At 40.3% G+C, this 17,714-nt stretch carries 15 protein-coding genes and 1 riboswitch; of the genes, 10 read left to right on the forward strand and 5 right to left on the reverse strand.

The features are described from left to right. Positions 1-19: 19 nt before the first annotated feature. A riboswitch (SAM riboswitch) is annotated at positions 20-121 on the reverse strand. A 144-nt stretch (positions 122-265) separates the two neighbouring features. After that, positions 266-661, reverse strand: a complete 396-nt coding sequence (locus tag AA980_RS25015) for a MerR family DNA-binding protein (RefSeq protein ID WP_024027160.1) — start codon at positions 659-661, stop codon at positions 266-268. Positions 662-756: 95 nt separating this feature from the next. On the opposite strand from AA980_RS25015, the gene AA980_RS25020 reads away from it, so the two are divergent. From AA980_RS25020 to AA980_RS25055, 7 genes are all read left to right on the forward strand, one after another. Continuing rightward, entirely contained in the window at positions 757-2,370 is a 1,614-nt protein-coding gene (locus AA980_RS25020; protein ID WP_024027161.1) for an acyl-CoA dehydrogenase family protein, read from the forward strand. A 418-nt stretch (positions 2,371-2,788) separates the two neighbouring features. After that, positions 2,789-5,863: a formate dehydrogenase-N subunit alpha gene (gene fdnG / locus AA980_RS25030; protein WP_082195840.1), complete on the forward strand. Its 3,075-nt coding sequence runs from the start codon at positions 2,789-2,791 to the stop codon at positions 5,861-5,863. A gap of 2 nt (positions 5,864-5,865) precedes the next feature. Further along, on the forward strand, positions 5,866-6,708 hold the full coding sequence (locus AA980_RS25035; protein WP_024027164.1) for a 4Fe-4S dicluster domain-containing protein: 843 nt from the start codon (positions 5,866-5,868) through the stop codon (positions 6,706-6,708). Next, positions 6,701-7,390 (forward strand): formate dehydrogenase subunit gamma, encoded by a 690-nt coding sequence (locus tag AA980_RS25040; protein ID WP_024027165.1) that lies wholly within the window; start codon positions 6,701-6,703, stop codon positions 7,388-7,390. The genes AA980_RS25035 and AA980_RS25040 overlap by 8 nt, the downstream gene beginning before the upstream one ends. Before the next feature lie 167 nt (positions 7,391-7,557). Further along, positions 7,558-9,057 (forward strand): aminotransferase class V-fold PLP-dependent enzyme, encoded by a 1,500-nt coding sequence (locus tag AA980_RS25045; protein WP_024027166.1) that lies wholly within the window; start codon positions 7,558-7,560, stop codon positions 9,055-9,057. Between the two features lie 56 nt (positions 9,058-9,113). Continuing rightward, positions 9,114-9,305: a helix-turn-helix domain-containing protein gene (locus tag AA980_RS25050; RefSeq protein ID WP_024027167.1), complete on the forward strand. Its 192-nt coding sequence runs from the start codon at positions 9,114-9,116 to the stop codon at positions 9,303-9,305. Beyond that, complete coding sequence (locus AA980_RS25055) at positions 9,289-10,854, forward strand: hypothetical protein (protein ID WP_024027168.1); 1,566 nt, start codon at positions 9,289-9,291, stop codon at positions 10,852-10,854. Before AA980_RS25050 ends, AA980_RS25055 begins: the two co-directional genes overlap by 17 nt. A 29-nt stretch (positions 10,855-10,883) precedes the next feature. Here the strand turns inward: AA980_RS25055 and AA980_RS25060 are convergent, their stop codons facing one another. After that, on the reverse strand, positions 10,884-11,273 hold the full coding sequence (locus AA980_RS25060; RefSeq protein ID WP_024027169.1) for a winged helix-turn-helix domain-containing protein: 390 nt from the start codon (positions 11,271-11,273) through the stop codon (positions 10,884-10,886). A 276-nt stretch (positions 11,274-11,549) separates the two neighbouring features. Between AA980_RS25060 and AA980_RS25065 the strand changes: the two genes are divergently transcribed. Then, the gene (locus AA980_RS25065) at positions 11,550-12,056 is read left to right on the forward strand and encodes a DUF1648 domain-containing protein (RefSeq protein ID WP_024027170.1); all 507 of its coding nucleotides are present in this window, start codon (positions 11,550-11,552) and stop codon (positions 12,054-12,056) included. 64 nt (positions 12,057-12,120) lie between these two features. Here the strand turns inward: AA980_RS25065 and AA980_RS25070 are convergent, their stop codons facing one another. From AA980_RS25070 to AA980_RS25080, 3 genes are all read right to left on the reverse strand, one after another. Continuing rightward, positions 12,121-13,365 (reverse strand): aminopeptidase, encoded by a 1,245-nt coding sequence (locus tag AA980_RS25070; protein WP_024027171.1) that lies wholly within the window; start codon positions 13,363-13,365, stop codon positions 12,121-12,123. Positions 13,366-13,483: 118 nt separating this feature from the next. Beyond that, a complete protein-coding gene (locus AA980_RS25075) occupies positions 13,484-15,247 on the reverse strand; it encodes a sensor histidine kinase (RefSeq protein WP_024027172.1) in 1,764 nt (587 codons plus the stop codon). Next, positions 15,234-15,950 carry a response regulator transcription factor gene (locus AA980_RS25080; RefSeq protein WP_024027173.1) on the reverse strand — a complete coding sequence of 239 codons (717 nt, stop codon included), beginning with the start codon at positions 15,948-15,950 and terminating at the stop codon, positions 15,234-15,236. Before AA980_RS25080 ends, AA980_RS25075 begins: the two co-directional genes overlap by 14 nt. A 165-nt stretch (positions 15,951-16,115) precedes the next feature. On the opposite strand from AA980_RS25080, the gene AA980_RS25085 reads away from it, so the two are divergent. Beyond that, complete coding sequence (locus AA980_RS25085; RefSeq protein WP_024027174.1) at positions 16,116-16,805, forward strand: ABC transporter permease; 690 nt, start codon at positions 16,116-16,118, stop codon at positions 16,803-16,805. Further along, positions 16,805-17,710 (forward strand): ABC transporter ATP-binding protein, encoded by a 906-nt coding sequence (locus AA980_RS25090; protein WP_024027175.1) that lies wholly within the window; start codon positions 16,805-16,807, stop codon positions 17,708-17,710. Before AA980_RS25085 ends, AA980_RS25090 begins: the two co-directional genes overlap by 1 nt. The last annotated feature ends 4 nt before the right edge of the window (positions 17,711-17,714 follow it).

A 17,714-nucleotide genomic window follows, 5' to 3' on the forward strand; every position in this document is an offset into this window, starting at 1 on the left:
CAAATTGAATGACCTGCTCCTCTTATCTTCTAGCATCATGCTACTGGAATTGGCACAGTACTATAAAAAGTCTGCTGCCGAGGCTTCAAAGGGCCAGTCCCTCCACCTCTCTTGATAAGAAAAAATTCAAAATATTAAGTTTTGTTAACCACTATACACCCTTTAAAAAAATTGTCAACATGGAAATGAAGCTGCTAGCTCCAATTTTTGCATCAAATAACCCCGAATGAATCGGCTGTTTTGCGATTCCGTCCAAATCGGATCCTTAATCGTCATTAGAGGATAAATTGTTCATATATCTTTCCTTGTGCGAGACTATTTCATCTCTTAGCATTTGCAGTTGTAGGATTTGTTCATTCATCTCCTGAATCTTCCGGTCTGCATGCTGGATAATTCTTTTTTTCTCATCCGATCCTTCAGGGTTCGCTTCGTATAGCTCAATCATTTCCTTTATTTCTTGCAAGCAGAAACCCAGCTTTTTACCACGAAGAATCAGTTTTAACCTTATCCGTTCCTGGTTTGTGTAGCTTCGCTGCTTTGTTAAGCTGTCGCGCGTTTCTGACGTTAGCATTCCGACTTCTTCATAGTAACGAATCGTTCTCGAGCTGACATCAAACATGGATGCAAGTTCGCTTATTGAAAAAAGACGTTCCTTTGACATTCATTTATCCCCCTAGTTGACGTTAACGTTAACTCAATATTATAATAATTCTGAATAATACAATTTGTCAATTGAAAATAAGGAGTGATTAGTTGATGAGCATAACCTCCCAAGACACAGATACAAAAGGGAAAAATTCCTACAGCTTTGATGAATTTGTTACAAATCGTGAAAACCTTGATTGGTATCGTGATGAACCATTTTTGCAAAAGGCAGTGGAAAAATTCACTGGTTCTGACTTTGAACAAATTCACGAAAAAATTCTGTCCTTTTCTCCAACGGTTTCTTCTAAATGGAATCATTTAGCCGTACAAAGCGCGAGGCCGGAAGTCCGTCCACATATACTTCACTATGATGCATTTAACCACAGGATCGACAGAGTGGTGCGGCCGATGGAAACACAGCTTTTAGAAAAAGGAGTATTTGGTGAAGGGCTATTTTCTAGGCAAATGACAGCTTGGGAGAGTTTTGTTAAACGAATGTTAATTCATCAACTAGGAGAAGCGGGGGTTACCTGTCCGTTAACATGTACGCACGGATTAATTGCCTTATTAGAAGAATTTCCGGATGAGACCCTTCCAGAACTCCATGAGATTTTAATGGATACGAAAGAAGGGGTTAACGGCGAATTTGCGATTGGTGCCCAATTTATGTCAGAAATCCAGGGCGGCTCTGATTTGCCTGCCAATCTATTAGAAGCAGTTCCAGATGGAAAAAACTATCGGTTGTATGGCAATAAATTCTTCTGCTCCGTCGCCCATGCCGATTATTCTGTAGTCACCGCCAAAATTTCCGGTTCAAACAAAGTATCCACCTTTATTGTTCCATCATGGCTGCCAGGAGATAAAGAGAAGGAAAAGAGAAATGGCTATCAGATTAACCGGATTAAATGGAAAATGGGTACCTCAGAGGTCCCAACCGGCGAATTCCAATATAATGGGGCTCTTGCTTATCCAATCGGTCCAAAAGATAAAGGCATTGCCGTAGCAGTCGGAATTGTGCTGACATTATCCCGTCTTGAAATCGGCATTGCCTGCGCCGGATTTATGCTCCGCGCATCAAGAGAAGCCAATCTTTATAGTGAATTCCGCTCCGTCTTTGGTAAAAAGATAAAAGACTATCCGCTTGCAGCAAGCAAATTAAAGTTAATCGAGAATGCAGCACAACGGACAACGGCAGCTGCCTTTAAAATTTATGATCTTTTCCTCCGGCTAGAAAAACCGCTCAATCCTGGGCTAAAATCAGACCACCCACTTGAAATCAGAAAGCAACTGTTTAACCTTCGCGAATTAATTTTATTGCAGAAAATTGGCGCTACCAAAGAGGGAGTGGAAGTATTACGTGAGGCAATCTCGGTGTTTGCCGGTCATGGTGTGATGGAGGAGTTTTCCTCACTCCCGCGGATATTCCGAGATGTCGTCGTAAATGAACAATGGGAAGGACCACGAAATCTGTTATTAACCCAAATTTATCGTGATATTAGTAGAGTGGCAGATTGGTATCCCCCATTTGATTTTGTTCGTTATGTTCTTGAGGGAGCACCACAGGAAACCATTCATACATTTTCAGAGCAGCTGGAAGACCTACTGCAGCGGCCGGTCCTCGGAGAAGTAAGCGAAGAATCGATGGAAGCAGCGATGGAATGGGATGCGTTTTGCAGTTCCTTCTTTAAAGCCTATCAGGAAGTGGCATTAGCAGAAATAAAGTAATTCGAAATGACAATCAGCGATGATTGTCATTTTTAATATTAATACGTTATTAATAGGATTAATTGTAAAAAATTAACAAATATTTCACAATTACTCACTATGTTAAACCGTATAATGAAGATGACTAGTATGTCTTTGCGCTCGATATATGTCAAAAATGACATAAATTTAATGGGAATTGATAGAAAGATATTTTTTTGATTTATATATGCCTAAAAAGATATATTTGAAAACTTAGACCATTAAAGATTGCTTATTTCTTACATATATCAAAAAAGGCATATTAACGAAAGAACTGCTATTTTTTCATCATTAATTTCCAACAAGGAGTGATAAGATTTACAGTCAGCTAGGATCTGCCGGAAAATTTCGGCAAGTAATTTGAAAGAATCTAAAGAGATAAGGCGGGTGGAATAGTATGCCAAAACTATCAAGGCGCAGTTTTATGAAGTTTACGGCAGCGTCAGTTGCTGCTTCAGCTTTGGCTCAAAAACGTGCCTATGCTAAAACAGATGATAACAACAAAGCATTTCCATTAATGACAGCAGGGGCCGCAACGTCCTATGGTATTTGCCACTTCTGTTCTGTAGGCTGTGGAATTGAAGTAAAAGTAAAAGGAAACGAATTGATCTCAACAGAAGGGTTCATCGACCATCCGATCAATCAGGGGGCACTGTGTCCAAAAGGACGTTCCCTTAAAGAAATGCACAATTCGGAATTGCGCTTGACTCATCCGTTGGTTCGAAAGCCGGGAGGTAACAAGTGGGAGCCAATTTCTTGGGATGAGGCCATCGATAAAATTGCCAAGAAAGTGAAAGACGTTCGTGATAAGTCGTTTACCAAAACAGTTGATGTAAATGGAAACACGGTTACGGTAAATCGCACGGAAGGTATCTTTAGCTTGGGAAGCGCGGAGATTGATAACGAGGAAGTATATTTATACACGAAGTTTAACCGTGCTTTAGGGGTCCATCACTATACACACCAGGCAGAGGTTTGACACGCGCCTACGGTGGCTAGTTTAGCCCCTTCATTTGGCAGTGGTGCCATGACAAACAGCTTTACAGATATGAAAAATGCGAATGTAATATTAATTGGCGGAAACAATACTGCAGAATGTCACCCTTTAGCCATGCGTTGGGTATTGGAAGCCCAAAAGCGCGGGGCGAAATTGATTGTAGTAGACCCAAGGTTCAATCGGACCGCGAAGGTCGCTGATATTTATGCACCGGTCCGTCCAGGGACAGATATTGGATACTTAGGTGCAATTGTAAAATACATTTTTGATAACAAGTTCTACGATGAAGAATATATTAAAGCTCATACGAACGCTTTATATAAGGTAAATCCAACGTTCGCGTTTAATGATGGGCTGTTCTCCGGATATAACCCCCAAGGAGGTCCGTACAAGAAAGACAGCTGGACCTATCAACTTGGCCTAGATGGATTGCCTCTAAAGGCAGATGCACTGACCGACCCGGATTGTGTGTTAATGAAATTAAAAGAGCAATTTAAGGATTATACATTTGAAAAGGCTTACGAAATTACAGGAATGCCTGTCGACAAAGTGAAATTAGTTGCTGAAACCTTTGTTAAAAATCGCCCGGGAACTATATTGTACGCACTTGGCATGACACAAAAATCAGTCGGCGTACAAGGAATTAGGATGTATGCGATTATCCAATTGTTACTCGGTAACATGGGTATGGCAGGGGGCGGAATTAACGCCAACCGCGGCGAACCGAATGTTCAAGGTTCAACAGACATGGCAGCCCTAGCACATATTTTACCAGGTTACATGCCGATGCCTTCCGACGCGCTGCCAACCTTAAATGATTATGTAAAAGCGGTTGGAACAGCCAAGGCCAAGAAAACGATTGCCTTGTTGAAAGCTTGGTACGGAGATAAAGCGACACCGGAGAATGAATTTGGTTATCATCATATCCCGAAACGCAGCGCAAAAGAATCGGCTGCTAAATACGTCCCTATTTTTGAAAAACTAAATCAAAAGGCGTTTGAGATGGGATTCATCTTTGCACAAAATCCAGCAGTCAGTACGCCAAACCTCGATATGGTCTGGAGAGGCTTAAGTAATTTGGACCTGTTGGTTGTTGCTGAAATTTTCGAAACAGAAACAGCATCTTTCTGGCAACACCCGGATGTTAACCCGAAAGACATTCAAACCGAAGTGATATTATTGCCTGCAGCGATGGCTTTTGAAAAAGCGGGAACAATGACCAACTCAGCCCGCTGGGTTCAAGGGAAGCCCGCAGCTGTACCAGCTCCGGGCGAAGCGATTCCGGATGGCGATATGATCTATGAAATTATGAATAGGGTAAAAGAATTGTATGCAAACAGCAGCGATCCAAAGGATAAAGCTATTCTTGATCTAACGTGGCATTATGAAGCTCCAGGTCACGAAGGAATCGACATGGAAATGGTTCTCAAAGAAATGAATGGCTATGATTTGGCAACCGGCAAATTATTAGATACGGGATCACAGATTGCGAAGGCCGAACCAGGAACAGTTTCCTCTGGTTTGGGAGGCCTGTATACAGGAGTAATTACCGAAGAAGGAAACCACTCTTTACGTCATGACAATTCTGATCCTAGCAGCCTTGGAATTCATCCGAAATGGACATTTGCATGGCCGAATAATACTCGTGTTCTCTGGAATCGCGGCTCTGTAGATAAGAATGGACAACCGCGAGATAAAGACCGCGCGCTTGTTTGGTGGAATGGTACGAGTTGGGTAGGAAATGACATTTTGGATGTTGCAGCGAAAGATAAAGGACCGGATACACCGGAAGGCAGTAAAGTATTTTCAACTGGCGAAGGAAAAGGCGCATTATTCCGAGCAGTTTATAAACAGCCGCAAAAAGATGCACCTGAATTAACACTTAACCCTGGGTATGATCCAAATATTTTTAAAGTGGCGCCAGTCATTACTGAACCGGGAATTGCGGATGGTCCTATGCCTGCACACTACGAGCCGATCGAATCACCGGTTCAGAATCCAATGTTTAAACAGCAATCAAATCCAATGATGCGCCCTTTAGAATTACAAGAAATACAAAAATCCGGCGATGCGAAGGATTTTCCATATGTATTGACCACTTATATGGTAACCGAACAATTCTTGTCAGGCGGAGTGACACGAAATACTCCGCAATTAAATGAATTAATGCCATCAAATTTTGCCGAAATCAGTACAACACTTGCTAAGAAATTGGGTGTAAAATCTGGTGACCCAGTCACGATTTCAACGGCACGTGGCAAGGTTACGATTGATGCAATGGTCACAGAACGCATCCAAACTTTGAAAGTAGATGGCAAAGACATCGAAGTCATCGGAGTGCCATGGGGTTGGGGATATAAGGGATTAGTGCACGGTGAGTCTATCAATAAAGTGACGAATTCGGCGGCTGATCCAAATACAGGAACCCCGGAATATAAGGCTTGTAGCTGTAACCTAACAAAGGGAGGTAACTAATCATGGCCGGCAAAAAAGATAAAGCGATCCTGGTTGATACCTCTCTTTGTACGGGTTGCAAGGCGTGCCAATTAGCCTGCAAGGAATGGCATAATCTACCGGCGACTGAATTTGAAAAGGTTCCCGGAACCTATCAAAATCCTGCGGACCGTTCAGCTAACACCTTAATGTTAATGAAGTTCATTGAAAAGTATGATAGGTCCACGAATACAATGGAGTGGCTGATTTGGAAAAATCAGTGCATGCATTGTACTGATGCCCCTTGTGTGGCAGTTTGTCCGTCCGACGCTTTGTTTACACACGCTGATGGATTTGTTGGTTTCCAAGGCGATAAGTGTATTGGCTGCTCGTATTGCGGTAAAGCTTGTCCATTTGATGTCCCTCGTTATCAGGGGGATGCATTGACAGGCAAGAAAAAAATGAACAAATGTGATTTTTGCCAAGACCGTGTGACAAATGGTCAAAAACCCGCCTGTGTCCAAACTTGCCCGACAAATGCTTTGGAGCTGGAATCCTGGGATGTAGCTGTGAAACAAGCACATAATCGAGTCGCCAAAATTAAAGACAGGTACCCGAATGCCAATGTTTATGGAGACAAAATTATGGGAGGCACGCACTATATATACGTCCTGACAGAAAAACCCGAGGTATATGGATTGCCAAAGGAGCCGGAAACAAACGAATTGATTGCTTTCCGGAGAGATGTCATTAAACCGGCCACCCAATTATTAATGGGTGCAACGGCAGTCGGATTCTTGGCAAACTTTATCACGGCATCGGCCACGTTTAATGATAGAAAGATCACGCTTGATGAACCGGAAAAGGGAGGCGAGGGGCATGAGTAAGCAGCAAACTAAACTAATTCGCCGCTATCAATTGGCGGATATGTTGATGCACTGGGCAGTTGCAATCGGATTTGTCCTGGCATTAATCACCGGATACCTAATCTTTTTTAAAGGAACGGCGACCTTGTTGGATAATTCAACCGGTCTTACCCTCCGACTGGTACATCGGATTGGCGCGGTGTTCTTTGTGGCAGCACCGATTGTTTATTTCATTTTTTCAAAAAAACGGTTTGGTTTTTTAGCGGTGTTTAAATGGGATAAATCTGATTTGGGGTGGTTGAAGGCAGCCCCGAAGCATTACTTTATTGGCGGCGATGGAATGCCGCCACAAGCAAAATATAATACTGGCCAAAAGCTGTATTACCTATTTGCTTTGGTATTTGGTCTTTTGTTGGCAGCGACAGGTTTTGCCCTCTGGTTTAATTGGTTTACCGGAGCGGTCGGTTTATTTATGGTAGTTGTGCACGATGTCTCTGCCTTGGTGATCACCCTTTTCTTTGGCGTCCATGTCTATTTATCTGCAGTGCATCCGCGCGAACGGATTGCCTTTAATGCAATGGTAACCGGATATATGGAAAGAGAGTACGCCGAGCACCATCATGAACTTTGGTACAACAAAATAAAAGAAACAGAAGAAAACACCAGTAAGAAGTCTCATAAGAAGCATAAACCAACTGGCTGATCGTGTTGTTTTAAATATGGAGCGGATCGTCGGAATCGTACGATTCGCTTTTTTTGAAATGTAATTTTATCTTAATCTGAAAAAATTAGTGATTATGAATAAACTATTTACCTTATATTCAAGGGGAATTTAATAAAAAAACTTTAATAGTTGGGATTCGATGTGGAATGAACGAACTGGACAGGCATTTTCATTTTTTTAGAAAAAATATTATTGGACATAATCAACTGTTTCCCACTCATTACGGAAAAAAGAGAATCTGTTATGCTGATTGGGCCGCTAGCGGCAGGCTGTATGGGCCGATTGGAGAAAAGATTCTTTATCAATTTGGTCCGTTTGTTGCAAATACGCATACGGAAACGAATGTAACGGGAAAAAGTATGACATGGGCCTACCAACAAGCGAAAGGCATCATAAAAAAGCATGTTCACGCATCTGAAAATGATGTTCTATTCTTTGAGGGAACAGGGATGACAGGCGCTTTGCATAAACTACAAAGAATAGTGGGATTAGCTCTTCATGAAAAATATAAAAATATGAAAGAAATAAGAGAGTTGAGCAAACCTGTAGTCTTTCTCACCCATATGGAACATCATTCCAATCAAATATCCTGGGAAGAGACAATTGCCGATGTACTCGTTATTCCACCCGATTCCAACGGAGATGTTTCCCCAGTCATGTTGGAAAAGGTTATCAAACAATATAAGGATCGGCCACTGAAAATTGGATCTTTTACGGCTTGCTCCAATGTGACAGGTGTCCAAACACCCTATCATCAACTGGCGGAAGTTATGCACCGACATGGAGGCATTTGTTTTGTTGACTTTTCCGCATCTGCACCCTATATAACGATGAACATGCATCCTGAGAATCCATTGGAACGATTAGATGGAATATTCTTTTCTCCCCATAAGTTTTTAGGAGGTCCCGGTTCGATGGGTGTTGCTGTTATATCTAAAGAATTATACGGCAATCAAATACCGGATCGACCTGGAGGAGGAACAGTTCATTGGACGAATCCGTGGGGAGGAAAATCTTATATTGCTGATATTGAAGACAGGGAAGATGGTGGAACCCCAGGTTTTTTACAAGCAATAAGAACGGCTTTGGCAATTCGTTTGAAGGAGGAAATGGGCAGTGAATACATGATGGCGCAAGACAAAAGGCTCCTACATCTACTTTTCGAACGATTAACCGCAAATAAAAAAATAATCCTGTTGGAAGAAAATAAACAAGAACGTCTCCCGATTATTTCTTTTTATGTAGAAGGGATTCACCATCAACTAATTGTAAAACTATTAAATGATGTTCATGGAATCCAAGTCAGGGGCGGATGTTCATGTGCCGGAACATACGGACATTATTTATTGAATATTGGAAAAGGACACTCCCGATTAATCACAGACGAAATAGATAAAGGAAATTTTTCTATAAAGCCGGGGTGGGTGCGAGTTTCCCTTCACCCAACGATGACGGAAAAAGACGTCGTTAATATTAGTGAGGCGATCTGTGATGTGGTTAATCATATAGAACAATATAAAGTTGATTACAGGTATATCCCTGAAACCAATGATTTTCAGCATAAAAATGAACTACCTGTTGATTATGATGGGTGGTTTACCTTACCGGCAGAGAGGGTAATGCGACATGTTTCCGGCTTAAATTAATAATTTCTATTTTTTGGTATTACTATATGGATGATCGATGGCAAGGAGGGGTTCATTTGGAAAATCAGGTCTTAACTCCTAATGATATTGCAAGGATTTTTAACATCTCTAAACATACTGTGTATGAGCTGATCAAAAGGGGAGAACTGCGGGCGTTTAAAGTGGGTAACCGGTTTAGAATCGAGCAGTCAGAGGTGGAAAGAATGAAAAAGATGGCATGGAGCAAAAAGCATGTTGAACCAAATTGACAGCCCACTACAGGAGCAGGAGATTCTATATCCATTTTTATGCATTGCATTAGGGGGGAATTCATATTTGCACCCAACCATTGACGATTTCTATCGAAAGAATGAGTGGGAGTATTATGAAGCTTATCAGAGAAGCGAATGGAATGGAAATCCGCTATTCTCCATGTACTCAACAAAGAGTGAAGAGAAGATCAGGCAAGTGGCGGGGATTTTAGAATGGTGTTGTCAAAACCAGCAGTTTCATCAGCTTGATCAGCTCATTAAAAAGGGATATAAGTATGTTTACCAATATTTGCAGCATCACACAGAAATAGATTTGGAACATTTTATACGGAGCTTTGCCAAAAGACAAAAGAACAAGATGGTTAAGGAAATCGATTTAATTTATCAAAATATTGTTCTTTGGTATTTGAGCGATCGACAAAACAAGCCTATCAATAAAAGAAATATTGCTTGGAAATCTTTTCACAAAGTATTGTTCTCTTCCTTCAACGAAAATAACATGCAGAAAGCACTTTTTTCGAAAAGTACAATTGAGCAAAACAGGGAAGAGATCAATCAGCTTTACGAGAAGTACGATATACCTAAAAACCACCGCTTTGATTCGTTAGGATATTTTATCGAGTACCTGATCAGTGCCAATATAAAAAGAATGTATGAAGCAAATCCAAATTGTTCAACAGATACAGCTGAACATCAAGTGTTTCAAAACTCGCCTTGTAAATATATTGGCGCTTTGGGCGGCTGGCTTAAAACACTTAAAATCCATGAACTGGATGCTACTGAACAAATACCTTTAAGTAAAACCGATTTGGATATGGTGTTATTGGGGGTTTTGTATGCAAAAAAATATAATTACATAAATAAAGAAGAACAGGATTTGTTCTTTATCACATGTCTATATTTAAAATGCCTTGGTTCTCATTTCCTTGAAACAAAACAATTATTTTTGGATCAATCGAAACAGGATTATTATCTGGAAATGAAAACGAAGGAATCCCAATTAAAAGATCAAGAAGAAGACTTAATAAGAAGGCAGCAATCATGGCAATTCACTAATAGAAGACAGCAAAAAGAAATCGAAGGATTAACAGAAGAGCTTCGTGAGGCACAATCCAGAATTCGTTTGCTAGAAGAGAAAATTGAACGTATGGAAGACTATTCGGATGAAGTGCATGCACTGCGAAATTATGTTTATTCGGAGGAACATGAGGAACCTATCGCTGACAAGCAGCCATCTTTTATAAACATGAAAGAGTTCATAGAATCCAAGCGAATTGTTATTTTTGGAGGATTCCCAAACTGGCGGCAAAAATTAAAAGATTTGCTGGAAACGATAGAATTTGTTGATGCGGATGAGATGAACCGAGATATTTCAAAGGTTCAACGCGCTGATGCAGTCTTTATAAATACAACAGTGTTTGGACATGCCTTTTATCGAAAAATTATGAAGGAATTAAACAAAAGTGAAACACCCCTATTTTATCTAAAGGGAAAAAGCAATATTGAGAGCACTACTTTAGAAATCTATAAATGCCTGACTCAATAAAAATACTCACCATAATAGGGGAGTTCCGATTATTCTTCTTCAAGGGCAGAGCGTTGATTAAGATGATTAAGAAGTTCCCCTAAATGGTTCTCAAATAGTTGATCCACCATTTCCTGAGCTTCTTTCTGAAAATGAATATAGCGAAGCAGCAATTCTCTGCCTGCAGGAGTTAATCTCGTACCGTTTCTACGATTGCCCTGCTTCCGTTCTACCAGTTGGAGGTTCAATCTCTCTTCAGTGGCTGTCACTTTTCCCCAAGCAGCCCGGTACGACATTCCTAAAAGAGCCGCAGCTTGACTCATTGAGCCTGTTTTTTCAATTGCTTCAAAAAGTTTAATCCTCCCAAGCCCAAAAACAACTTCATCCTGAAACTCTATCCAAATCTTTGATTTCACCTTAAGAGCCTGCTTCTTATCCATACCGCAATATTCTCCTAATATAGTATAAAAATAGTATACAATGTTTTTGAACATCTTCCAACATGAGATGTTCATCCTAGGAGGACATAATTTCTAAATTGTCTTTTCCTCTTTTTAAAGATACTATCTATTTCTGTAAAAAATAATATAAAATGGGACTAACAGAGGTTTGTTACATGTATGTATCGAATTACGATTGTTGTGATGAAAAACGGATTCGCTGTGATGAGTGGGTATATTCAATAGGAAAAACCTTTTAAGGGAGGAGAAATGATCATGGCGAATTATTTGGGCAGACCAAAATTAAAAATACCCAAGACAAAGAGTGAATGGTTTTGGGATGTAATCGGATATTTATGTATTCTAGGATCGATTATTGTTTTACTATATGTTTGGAAAACACTCCCGGATAAAGTTCCTGCGCATTACAATGCTGCAGGTAAGGTGGACCGTTGGGGATCAAAATGGGAGCTTCTTATTTTACCATTTGTGGGGTTATTCATTGCACTTCTATTGAGTATAATAGAAAAATTCCCTGAAATACATAATTATCCGCAACGATTAAATGAATCAAATGCAGAACAGTTTTATTTACAAAGCCGAAAACTTGTTAATCAATTAAAAAACATCAGTCTGATTCTTTTTTCGCTCATCTTAGTTGAATCTATTTCGATTCCTCTAGGGTGGGGTGGCGGTTTTGGCATATGGTTTTTACCGCTAGCGCTTATTGGATTTGGTCTTCCAATCTTATTTGGAATTATGAGGTTAATGCGGATTAAATAAAAGGGAAGGTTCTTATGCTTCATTTCAGTGAAGCACAAGAACCTTCGCGCCTTGCTTGATTGCGTTAAAACGCCCAGTCTCCATTACGGAAGATTGGAACAATGGTGCCGTCTTGTTTAATGCCATCGATATCCATCTTGTCAGAGCCAATCATAAAGTCAACGTGAACAGTGGAAGTATTCATGCCATTTTTTAATAATTCTTCCTGGCTCATTTTCGTTCCACCTTCAATCGTAGTCGGGTAAGCGGCCCCGATTGCTAAGTGGTTAGAGGCATTTTCATCAAAAAGAGTATTGAAGAAAGTGATCCCTGATTGCGAAATTGGCGATGGATTTGGTACTAAGGCAACCTCACCTAAGCCAGTGCCACCTTCGTTATCAAACACCAATTTCTTAATCGCTTCATCGCCTTTTTCAGCAGAAATGTCAACGATTTTCCCGTCTTTAAAGTGCACTTCAATTCCTTCGATTAATGTCCCGGCATAGCTTAACGGCTTTGTGCTGCGGACCACACCGTCCATGCGATGAGTGTCAGGAGCAGTGAAAACTTCTTCTGTCGGCATGTTAGCGATAAATTCTTCTCCTTTTGGATTGTAGCTTTCAGCACATGCCCAGATGTGGTTCTTCGGTAAGCCTAACGTTAAATCCGTACCAGTTGCTGTGTAGTGCAAGGCATCGAATTGGATTTCATTTAATTTTGTTGCCTTTTCATTCAATGTCTCTTTATGTTCATCCCAGGCAGCAATTGGATCGTCTGCATAAACACGGGAGGTTTTGAAGATTTGATCCCATAAGGCATCTACTTGTTCTTCCGAAGTTGTGAGGTCAGGGAACACCTTTGCGGCCCAACCAGCTCCTGCTGCAGCTGCAACGGTCCATTTCAAATCATCATTTTGTGTCGCCTTGCGCTGGGCGCTGAACGCTTTTCCAGCTACATTTTGATATGCAGCCACTTTCGCAGGATCGACTTCATTTAGTAAGCCTGGGTCGCTTGATACAATCGAAAGACGGCTTACGCGATGATTTAATACATGGTCTTCTGATTCTTGAATTTCGTATTCAGGAATGTCAGTCAGCACTTCTACAGGCTGATGTATGTAATGAAGTTTACTGATTTTATCATCGGACCACTTGATGATTACTTTTTCTGCGCCTAAAGCATAAGCTTCTTCCGTGATTAATCGAGCTAAAGGAGCTTGGTCAACGGTAATGGTCATTTTTACCCAATCACCAGGTTGAACATTAATTCCTTTCGCCACTAAAAGTTTCGCATATTTTTGCAAATTTGCTTCAAAATTTGGTAGTACCATGTTTTTGCCCCCAATAGTTTTTTTAATACAATATCATACTAGCACAATTAGACCCAAATTTCTGAAAGTAAATATTTCTTAAACTTTCATTAACTCCATTATTAATTGAAAATAATGCCTAAAGCTTATCCAGAACCACTTCATTTTCCCTTATTCTTAGGGGGAGGATGATTCGAACGGTTGTGCCTCTTTGAGGCGCACTTTTTACATTAATGGAGCCTCCGTGTAAATGAACTAATTGTTTGGTAATGGCCATTCCGAGACCAGTTCCGCTGCCGGAGTCGCTTGTATTGGTGCCCCGATAGTAGCGATGGAAGAGTTTATTGAGCGTTTCATTGTCCATTCCGATTCCATCATCTTCAATAGTAATCATTATAAGATGCTGTTCAATAGATGAAATCGATACCGTAATTTTTGTGCCAGAAGGGTTATACTTGATAGCATTCGCTAGCAGGTTATCAATAATCCGTTGAAACCATTTGGGGTCAATTGATGCAAAAATGGTTTCATTATGTGGATGGAAGAGAAATTCCTTATCATTGTATGTTGGATTATTCATGAAATAAATTATGGTTCGACGGATAAATTCATTCATATCTACCTGTTCTTTTGCCATTGGTAAAGCCTGATTTTTTAAACGATACGTTAAGGTTAAGTCCTCAAGTAAGTCCATCATATATGTAGACTTTTCCGTTATGATTCCGGCGAATTCCCTTGTCTCTGTCTCTGTCCAGGAATAATTTTTTGATTCAAGCATTTGCGCATAACCGGAAATGGAGGAGAGCGGTGTTTTTAAGTCATGGGAAAGACCGCTAATCCATTCTTCCCTCGTCTGTGTCATTTTCCCTCTTTGTGCTTCGTTTTGTTCTAGTGTTTCCGTTAATTGTGAGAGGGTTGCAATGAGATCTTTGTATAAACGATACTTTCTTTTTAATTTTCCTTTTTTATTTAACATTATCGGGCGTTGATGGAGATCCTGTGGCTGTTCAAATAAACCACTGCCAAGATTTTGAATCCATTTCATCATCATAATCAATGGAACCCCGAATTTACGTGCATACCAGAAGGTACCCATCAACAATAGCAGAAATAATAATACAGGAATGATGACGAACCCCTTACTCATCGTATTAATCAAACTTACTTCAAGTTTCGAGGGCGAATTTGAATTATGTATGCCTACGATGATTGTTTGTTCTGACTTTTCATCAAAGTAAACGGCAATGGAATCATGTTTTTTCCTTGATAAGCTGTGAAGATCCTGAATGGAGTAGGAAAGGGGTTCCTTAGGTGACCCGTATTGATCTATTACATTTCCAGTTGAATCAATCAATTGAGTCCAGCCCTTTTCTTCATTCAATTGTTGAAGAATGGCAGCAGAAAGATGAAGCTGATGATTGTTCCAATCAACATCTGCCTTCATATCGTTTAATAATCTAGTCCCCATGTTCTTTCTTCCAAATAAAAGTAAGTACGGCTCCGCTCCCTTTTCTTTTAACAGCCAATGCATAAATCCTGCAGTGACAGAGCTATCTTGCAGCAATATAGCGGCCAGTTCACTTTGTGTAAAATGGGCCGGGACTTGTTTCGGCGCTTGATAGGATCCAATGACATCGCCTTTCTGTGTAAGGACAAGGAGCCAGCCGTTCTGATTTGCCGCCAACGATTTTAACTCATCATTAAATGTTGCTTTATTTCCAGATATCGTAATCCGATTAGAAACAAAAGAGTCATCTGCCTTTGATAAATCCAGGGCAACCTCATTTTTCGTATTTGAAAAGCCTATGATTACCGAAATGGAGATTAATATAAGGAAAAATAGGATAAAAATAAGGATTAACTGAATAAAGAACTGTACAATAAAACGTTTATGGATGTTCATGGCTGCCACCATCTGGTACAAATTTATAGCCAAGCCCTCTTACAGTAAGAATGTGACACGGCTTACTTGGATTGTCCTCGATCTTTTCCCGAAGCTTTCTAATATGGACCATCACAGTATTATCCTCACCTAGAAATTCTTCTCCCCACACATTTTCGTAAAGCTGGCTTTTACTAAATAGCTGATTTGGATGTTTACAGAAGAATAGCAGGAGCTGATAGACCTGTGCTGGTATTTCCACAGTCTTTCCTCCTACGGTCACTTCCCCAGAAAGGGTATTTACATGGATGAATCCATATTGGTAAATCGCTTTAGATGTGTTTGTAAGCTTTCCTGAGTGACGCCGTAAATGTGCTTTGATTCTTGCGACGACTTCCAGGGGATTGAAGGGTTTTGTGATATAATCGTCTGCGCCTAATGCAAAGCCCGAAAGTTTATCCAAATCTGTTGATCGTGCTGTCAGGAAGAATATCGGGGCATCGGTCGTTTCCCTAATGAGCGGGCAAATTTCAAAACCGCTGCGGTTTGGAAGCATTACATCCAAAAGGATCAAGTCATATCGTTTGGTTTGACACAAGGCAAGAGCATCCTCAGCTGAACTTGCCGTATCGATTAGGTTAAAGGCTTCCTTTTTTAGAATCGTTGTTAACATATGTAAAATAGCTTTCTCATCATCGACAATTAATAATTGTGCTTCGTGCATTATAGGAACCTCTATTCTATTTCAATCTATAAATATCATATCATTCAGTTGCAACAAATCTAGGAATTAAGGAACAATTAAGGTGGCATTTCAGTTGGGTTAAGATAGAAATACTATAATTATGGTAAAGGTTCACATAATAAAGAGCAGAAAGGAGAAAAAAGTATGTATGTAATCGGTAAAAGGGAATTTATGAGTTTATTTAAAGGGGTAAAATCACTTATCGTTATTGCAATTTTATTAGTAACTTCCTATTATTCAGCCAAGTTTGCGGATTTTTTACTGTCGGGGATCGAGCTTTCAGCAAAGGAAGCTGAAAATATTCACACGGTTGGTCTTTTAGGCTTGCTGTTACTCCTCGGTCAATTGTTTATAGCAGGTCTTTCCCATGATACAATCAACCGAGAGACACACGAACGCACAATGCGATTTTTAGTAACAAGAACGTCAAGAACATCGATAGTACTCGGAAAGTTTTTGGGTATTTGGCTGTTTTGGTTTATTTGCCTGATAATCTCCTTCCTGATTATCAGTATGTTTGCACAGAAGATTGATATCTTTATTTTTTCTCAGACCATGAGTTTAGTAACCTATCAAATTTCCTTAACTGTCTTGCTTTCAGTCCTGATCCCTAAGCCTGGATTTACGATGTTTTTAAGTATTGTGGTTGGACTTTCCTTTCCGATTTTGGGATTATGGGTTGTGTTTACGTCGAATGTTTGGGTGAGTTGGACGAAGTATATTACCCCTTTTTATTATTTGGAGCGCGAAGATTTTTCTTTTTTAGTGATTTTTATAGTAGCGGGTATCATGCTCTTTTTCGCCAATTTTATATTTAAAAGGAGAGAATGCTGATGATTGCCATTGAAACAAAGCAGCTGAAGAAATCATATGGAGCGTCGCCAATCGTAAAAGGAATAGATTTTATCGTGAAACAAGAGGAAATCTTTGGTTTCTTAGGTCGGAATGGAGCTGGAAAATCCACCCTTATCAACATGTTAACTGGGATTATTCAACCAAGCTCTGGCACATACTCCCTGTTAGGTGTAAAAGGCCCCAATGATCAAGTAAAGAAACGAATTGGGGTGATGCCTGATTACTCCATTTTATATAGCTCTCTAACCGCTATGGAGCATTTAAAATATCTTTCGGCTTTGTCAGGAAAGTCAGCCGGAAAGGAATGGTGTATGGAAGTCCTAACGTTCGTGGGACTAGAAGCTCATGCTCGAAAAAAAGTGGCTAAATTCTCATTTGGAATGAAAAAGAAATTAGGTATTGCACTAGCTATTATCCATGATCCTGAGCTCGTTTTCCTTGATGAACCCACTTCCGGTTTAGATGCAGAATCTGCGATTCAGATCCAAAAGCTGATCCGCAGGCTGCGCAAAAGAGGGAAGACTATATTCATGACGTCCCATAATCTGGCTGAAGTAGAGAAACTGTGTACACGAATTGCGATTATGAAAGAAGGAAAGATTGTCAAAAGTGGTACAATGGATGAACTAAGAGCCTTCTATCGGTCGACCATCAAGGTTAGAATCAAGCATTCTCCGGTGCCGGCATCGGAACAAATGAAATTACATCAGTGGCTGGAGTCAGCTGGGACGGATCTGGAAGTGAACGATCCCTATGTAACCATTACGGTAAAAGATGAGAACCGAATTGCTGAAATCATCCGAGCGTTTCAGCAGTGTCGGGCAGATGTCCTTCGTGTTGAAGTAGAAGAACCATCGCTTGAAGATATATTTTTGGATGAATAACTTC

This window comes from Neobacillus vireti, from assembly GCF_001026695.1.
In the GTDB taxonomy this organism is placed as follows: domain Bacteria; phylum Bacillota; class Bacilli; order Bacillales; family Cytobacillaceae; genus Neobacillus; species Neobacillus vireti.

Excerpts from the sequence above, each read along its gene's own strand:
- AA980_RS25015 (WP_024027160.1), bottom strand. The coding sequence starts at position 661 with ATGTCAAAGGAACGTCTTTTTTCAATAAGCGAACTTGCATCCATGTTT.
- AA980_RS25020 (WP_024027161.1), top strand. The coding sequence starts at position 757 with ATGAGCATAACCTCCCAAGACACAGATACAAAAGGGAAAAATTCCTAC.
- AA980_RS25035 (WP_024027164.1), top strand. The coding sequence starts at position 5,866 with ATGGCCGGCAAAAAAGATAAAGCGATCCTGGTTGATACCTCTCTTTGT.
- AA980_RS25040 (WP_024027165.1), top strand. The coding sequence starts at position 6,701 with ATGAGTAAGCAGCAAACTAAACTAATTCGCCGCTATCAATTGGCGGAT.
- AA980_RS25045 (WP_024027166.1), top strand. The coding sequence starts at position 7,558 with ATGAACGAACTGGACAGGCATTTTCATTTTTTTAGAAAAAATATTATT.
- AA980_RS25055 (WP_024027168.1), top strand. The coding sequence starts at position 9,289 with ATGTTGAACCAAATTGACAGCCCACTACAGGAGCAGGAGATTCTATAT.
- AA980_RS25060 (WP_024027169.1), bottom strand. The coding sequence starts at position 11,273 with ATGGATAAGAAGCAGGCTCTTAAGGTGAAATCAAAGATTTGGATAGAG.
- AA980_RS25065 (WP_024027170.1), top strand. The coding sequence starts at position 11,550 with ATGGCGAATTATTTGGGCAGACCAAAATTAAAAATACCCAAGACAAAG.
- AA980_RS25070 (WP_024027171.1), bottom strand. The coding sequence starts at position 13,365 with ATGGTACTACCAAATTTTGAAGCAAATTTGCAAAAATATGCGAAACTT.
- AA980_RS25075 (WP_024027172.1), bottom strand. The coding sequence starts at position 15,247 with ATGAACATCCATAAACGTTTTATTGTACAGTTCTTTATTCAGTTAATC.
- AA980_RS25080 (WP_024027173.1), bottom strand. The coding sequence starts at position 15,950 with ATGCACGAAGCACAATTATTAATTGTCGATGATGAGAAAGCTATTTTA.
- AA980_RS25085 (WP_024027174.1), top strand. The coding sequence starts at position 16,116 with ATGTATGTAATCGGTAAAAGGGAATTTATGAGTTTATTTAAAGGGGTA.
- AA980_RS25090 (WP_024027175.1), top strand. The coding sequence starts at position 16,805 with ATGATTGCCATTGAAACAAAGCAGCTGAAGAAATCATATGGAGCGTCG.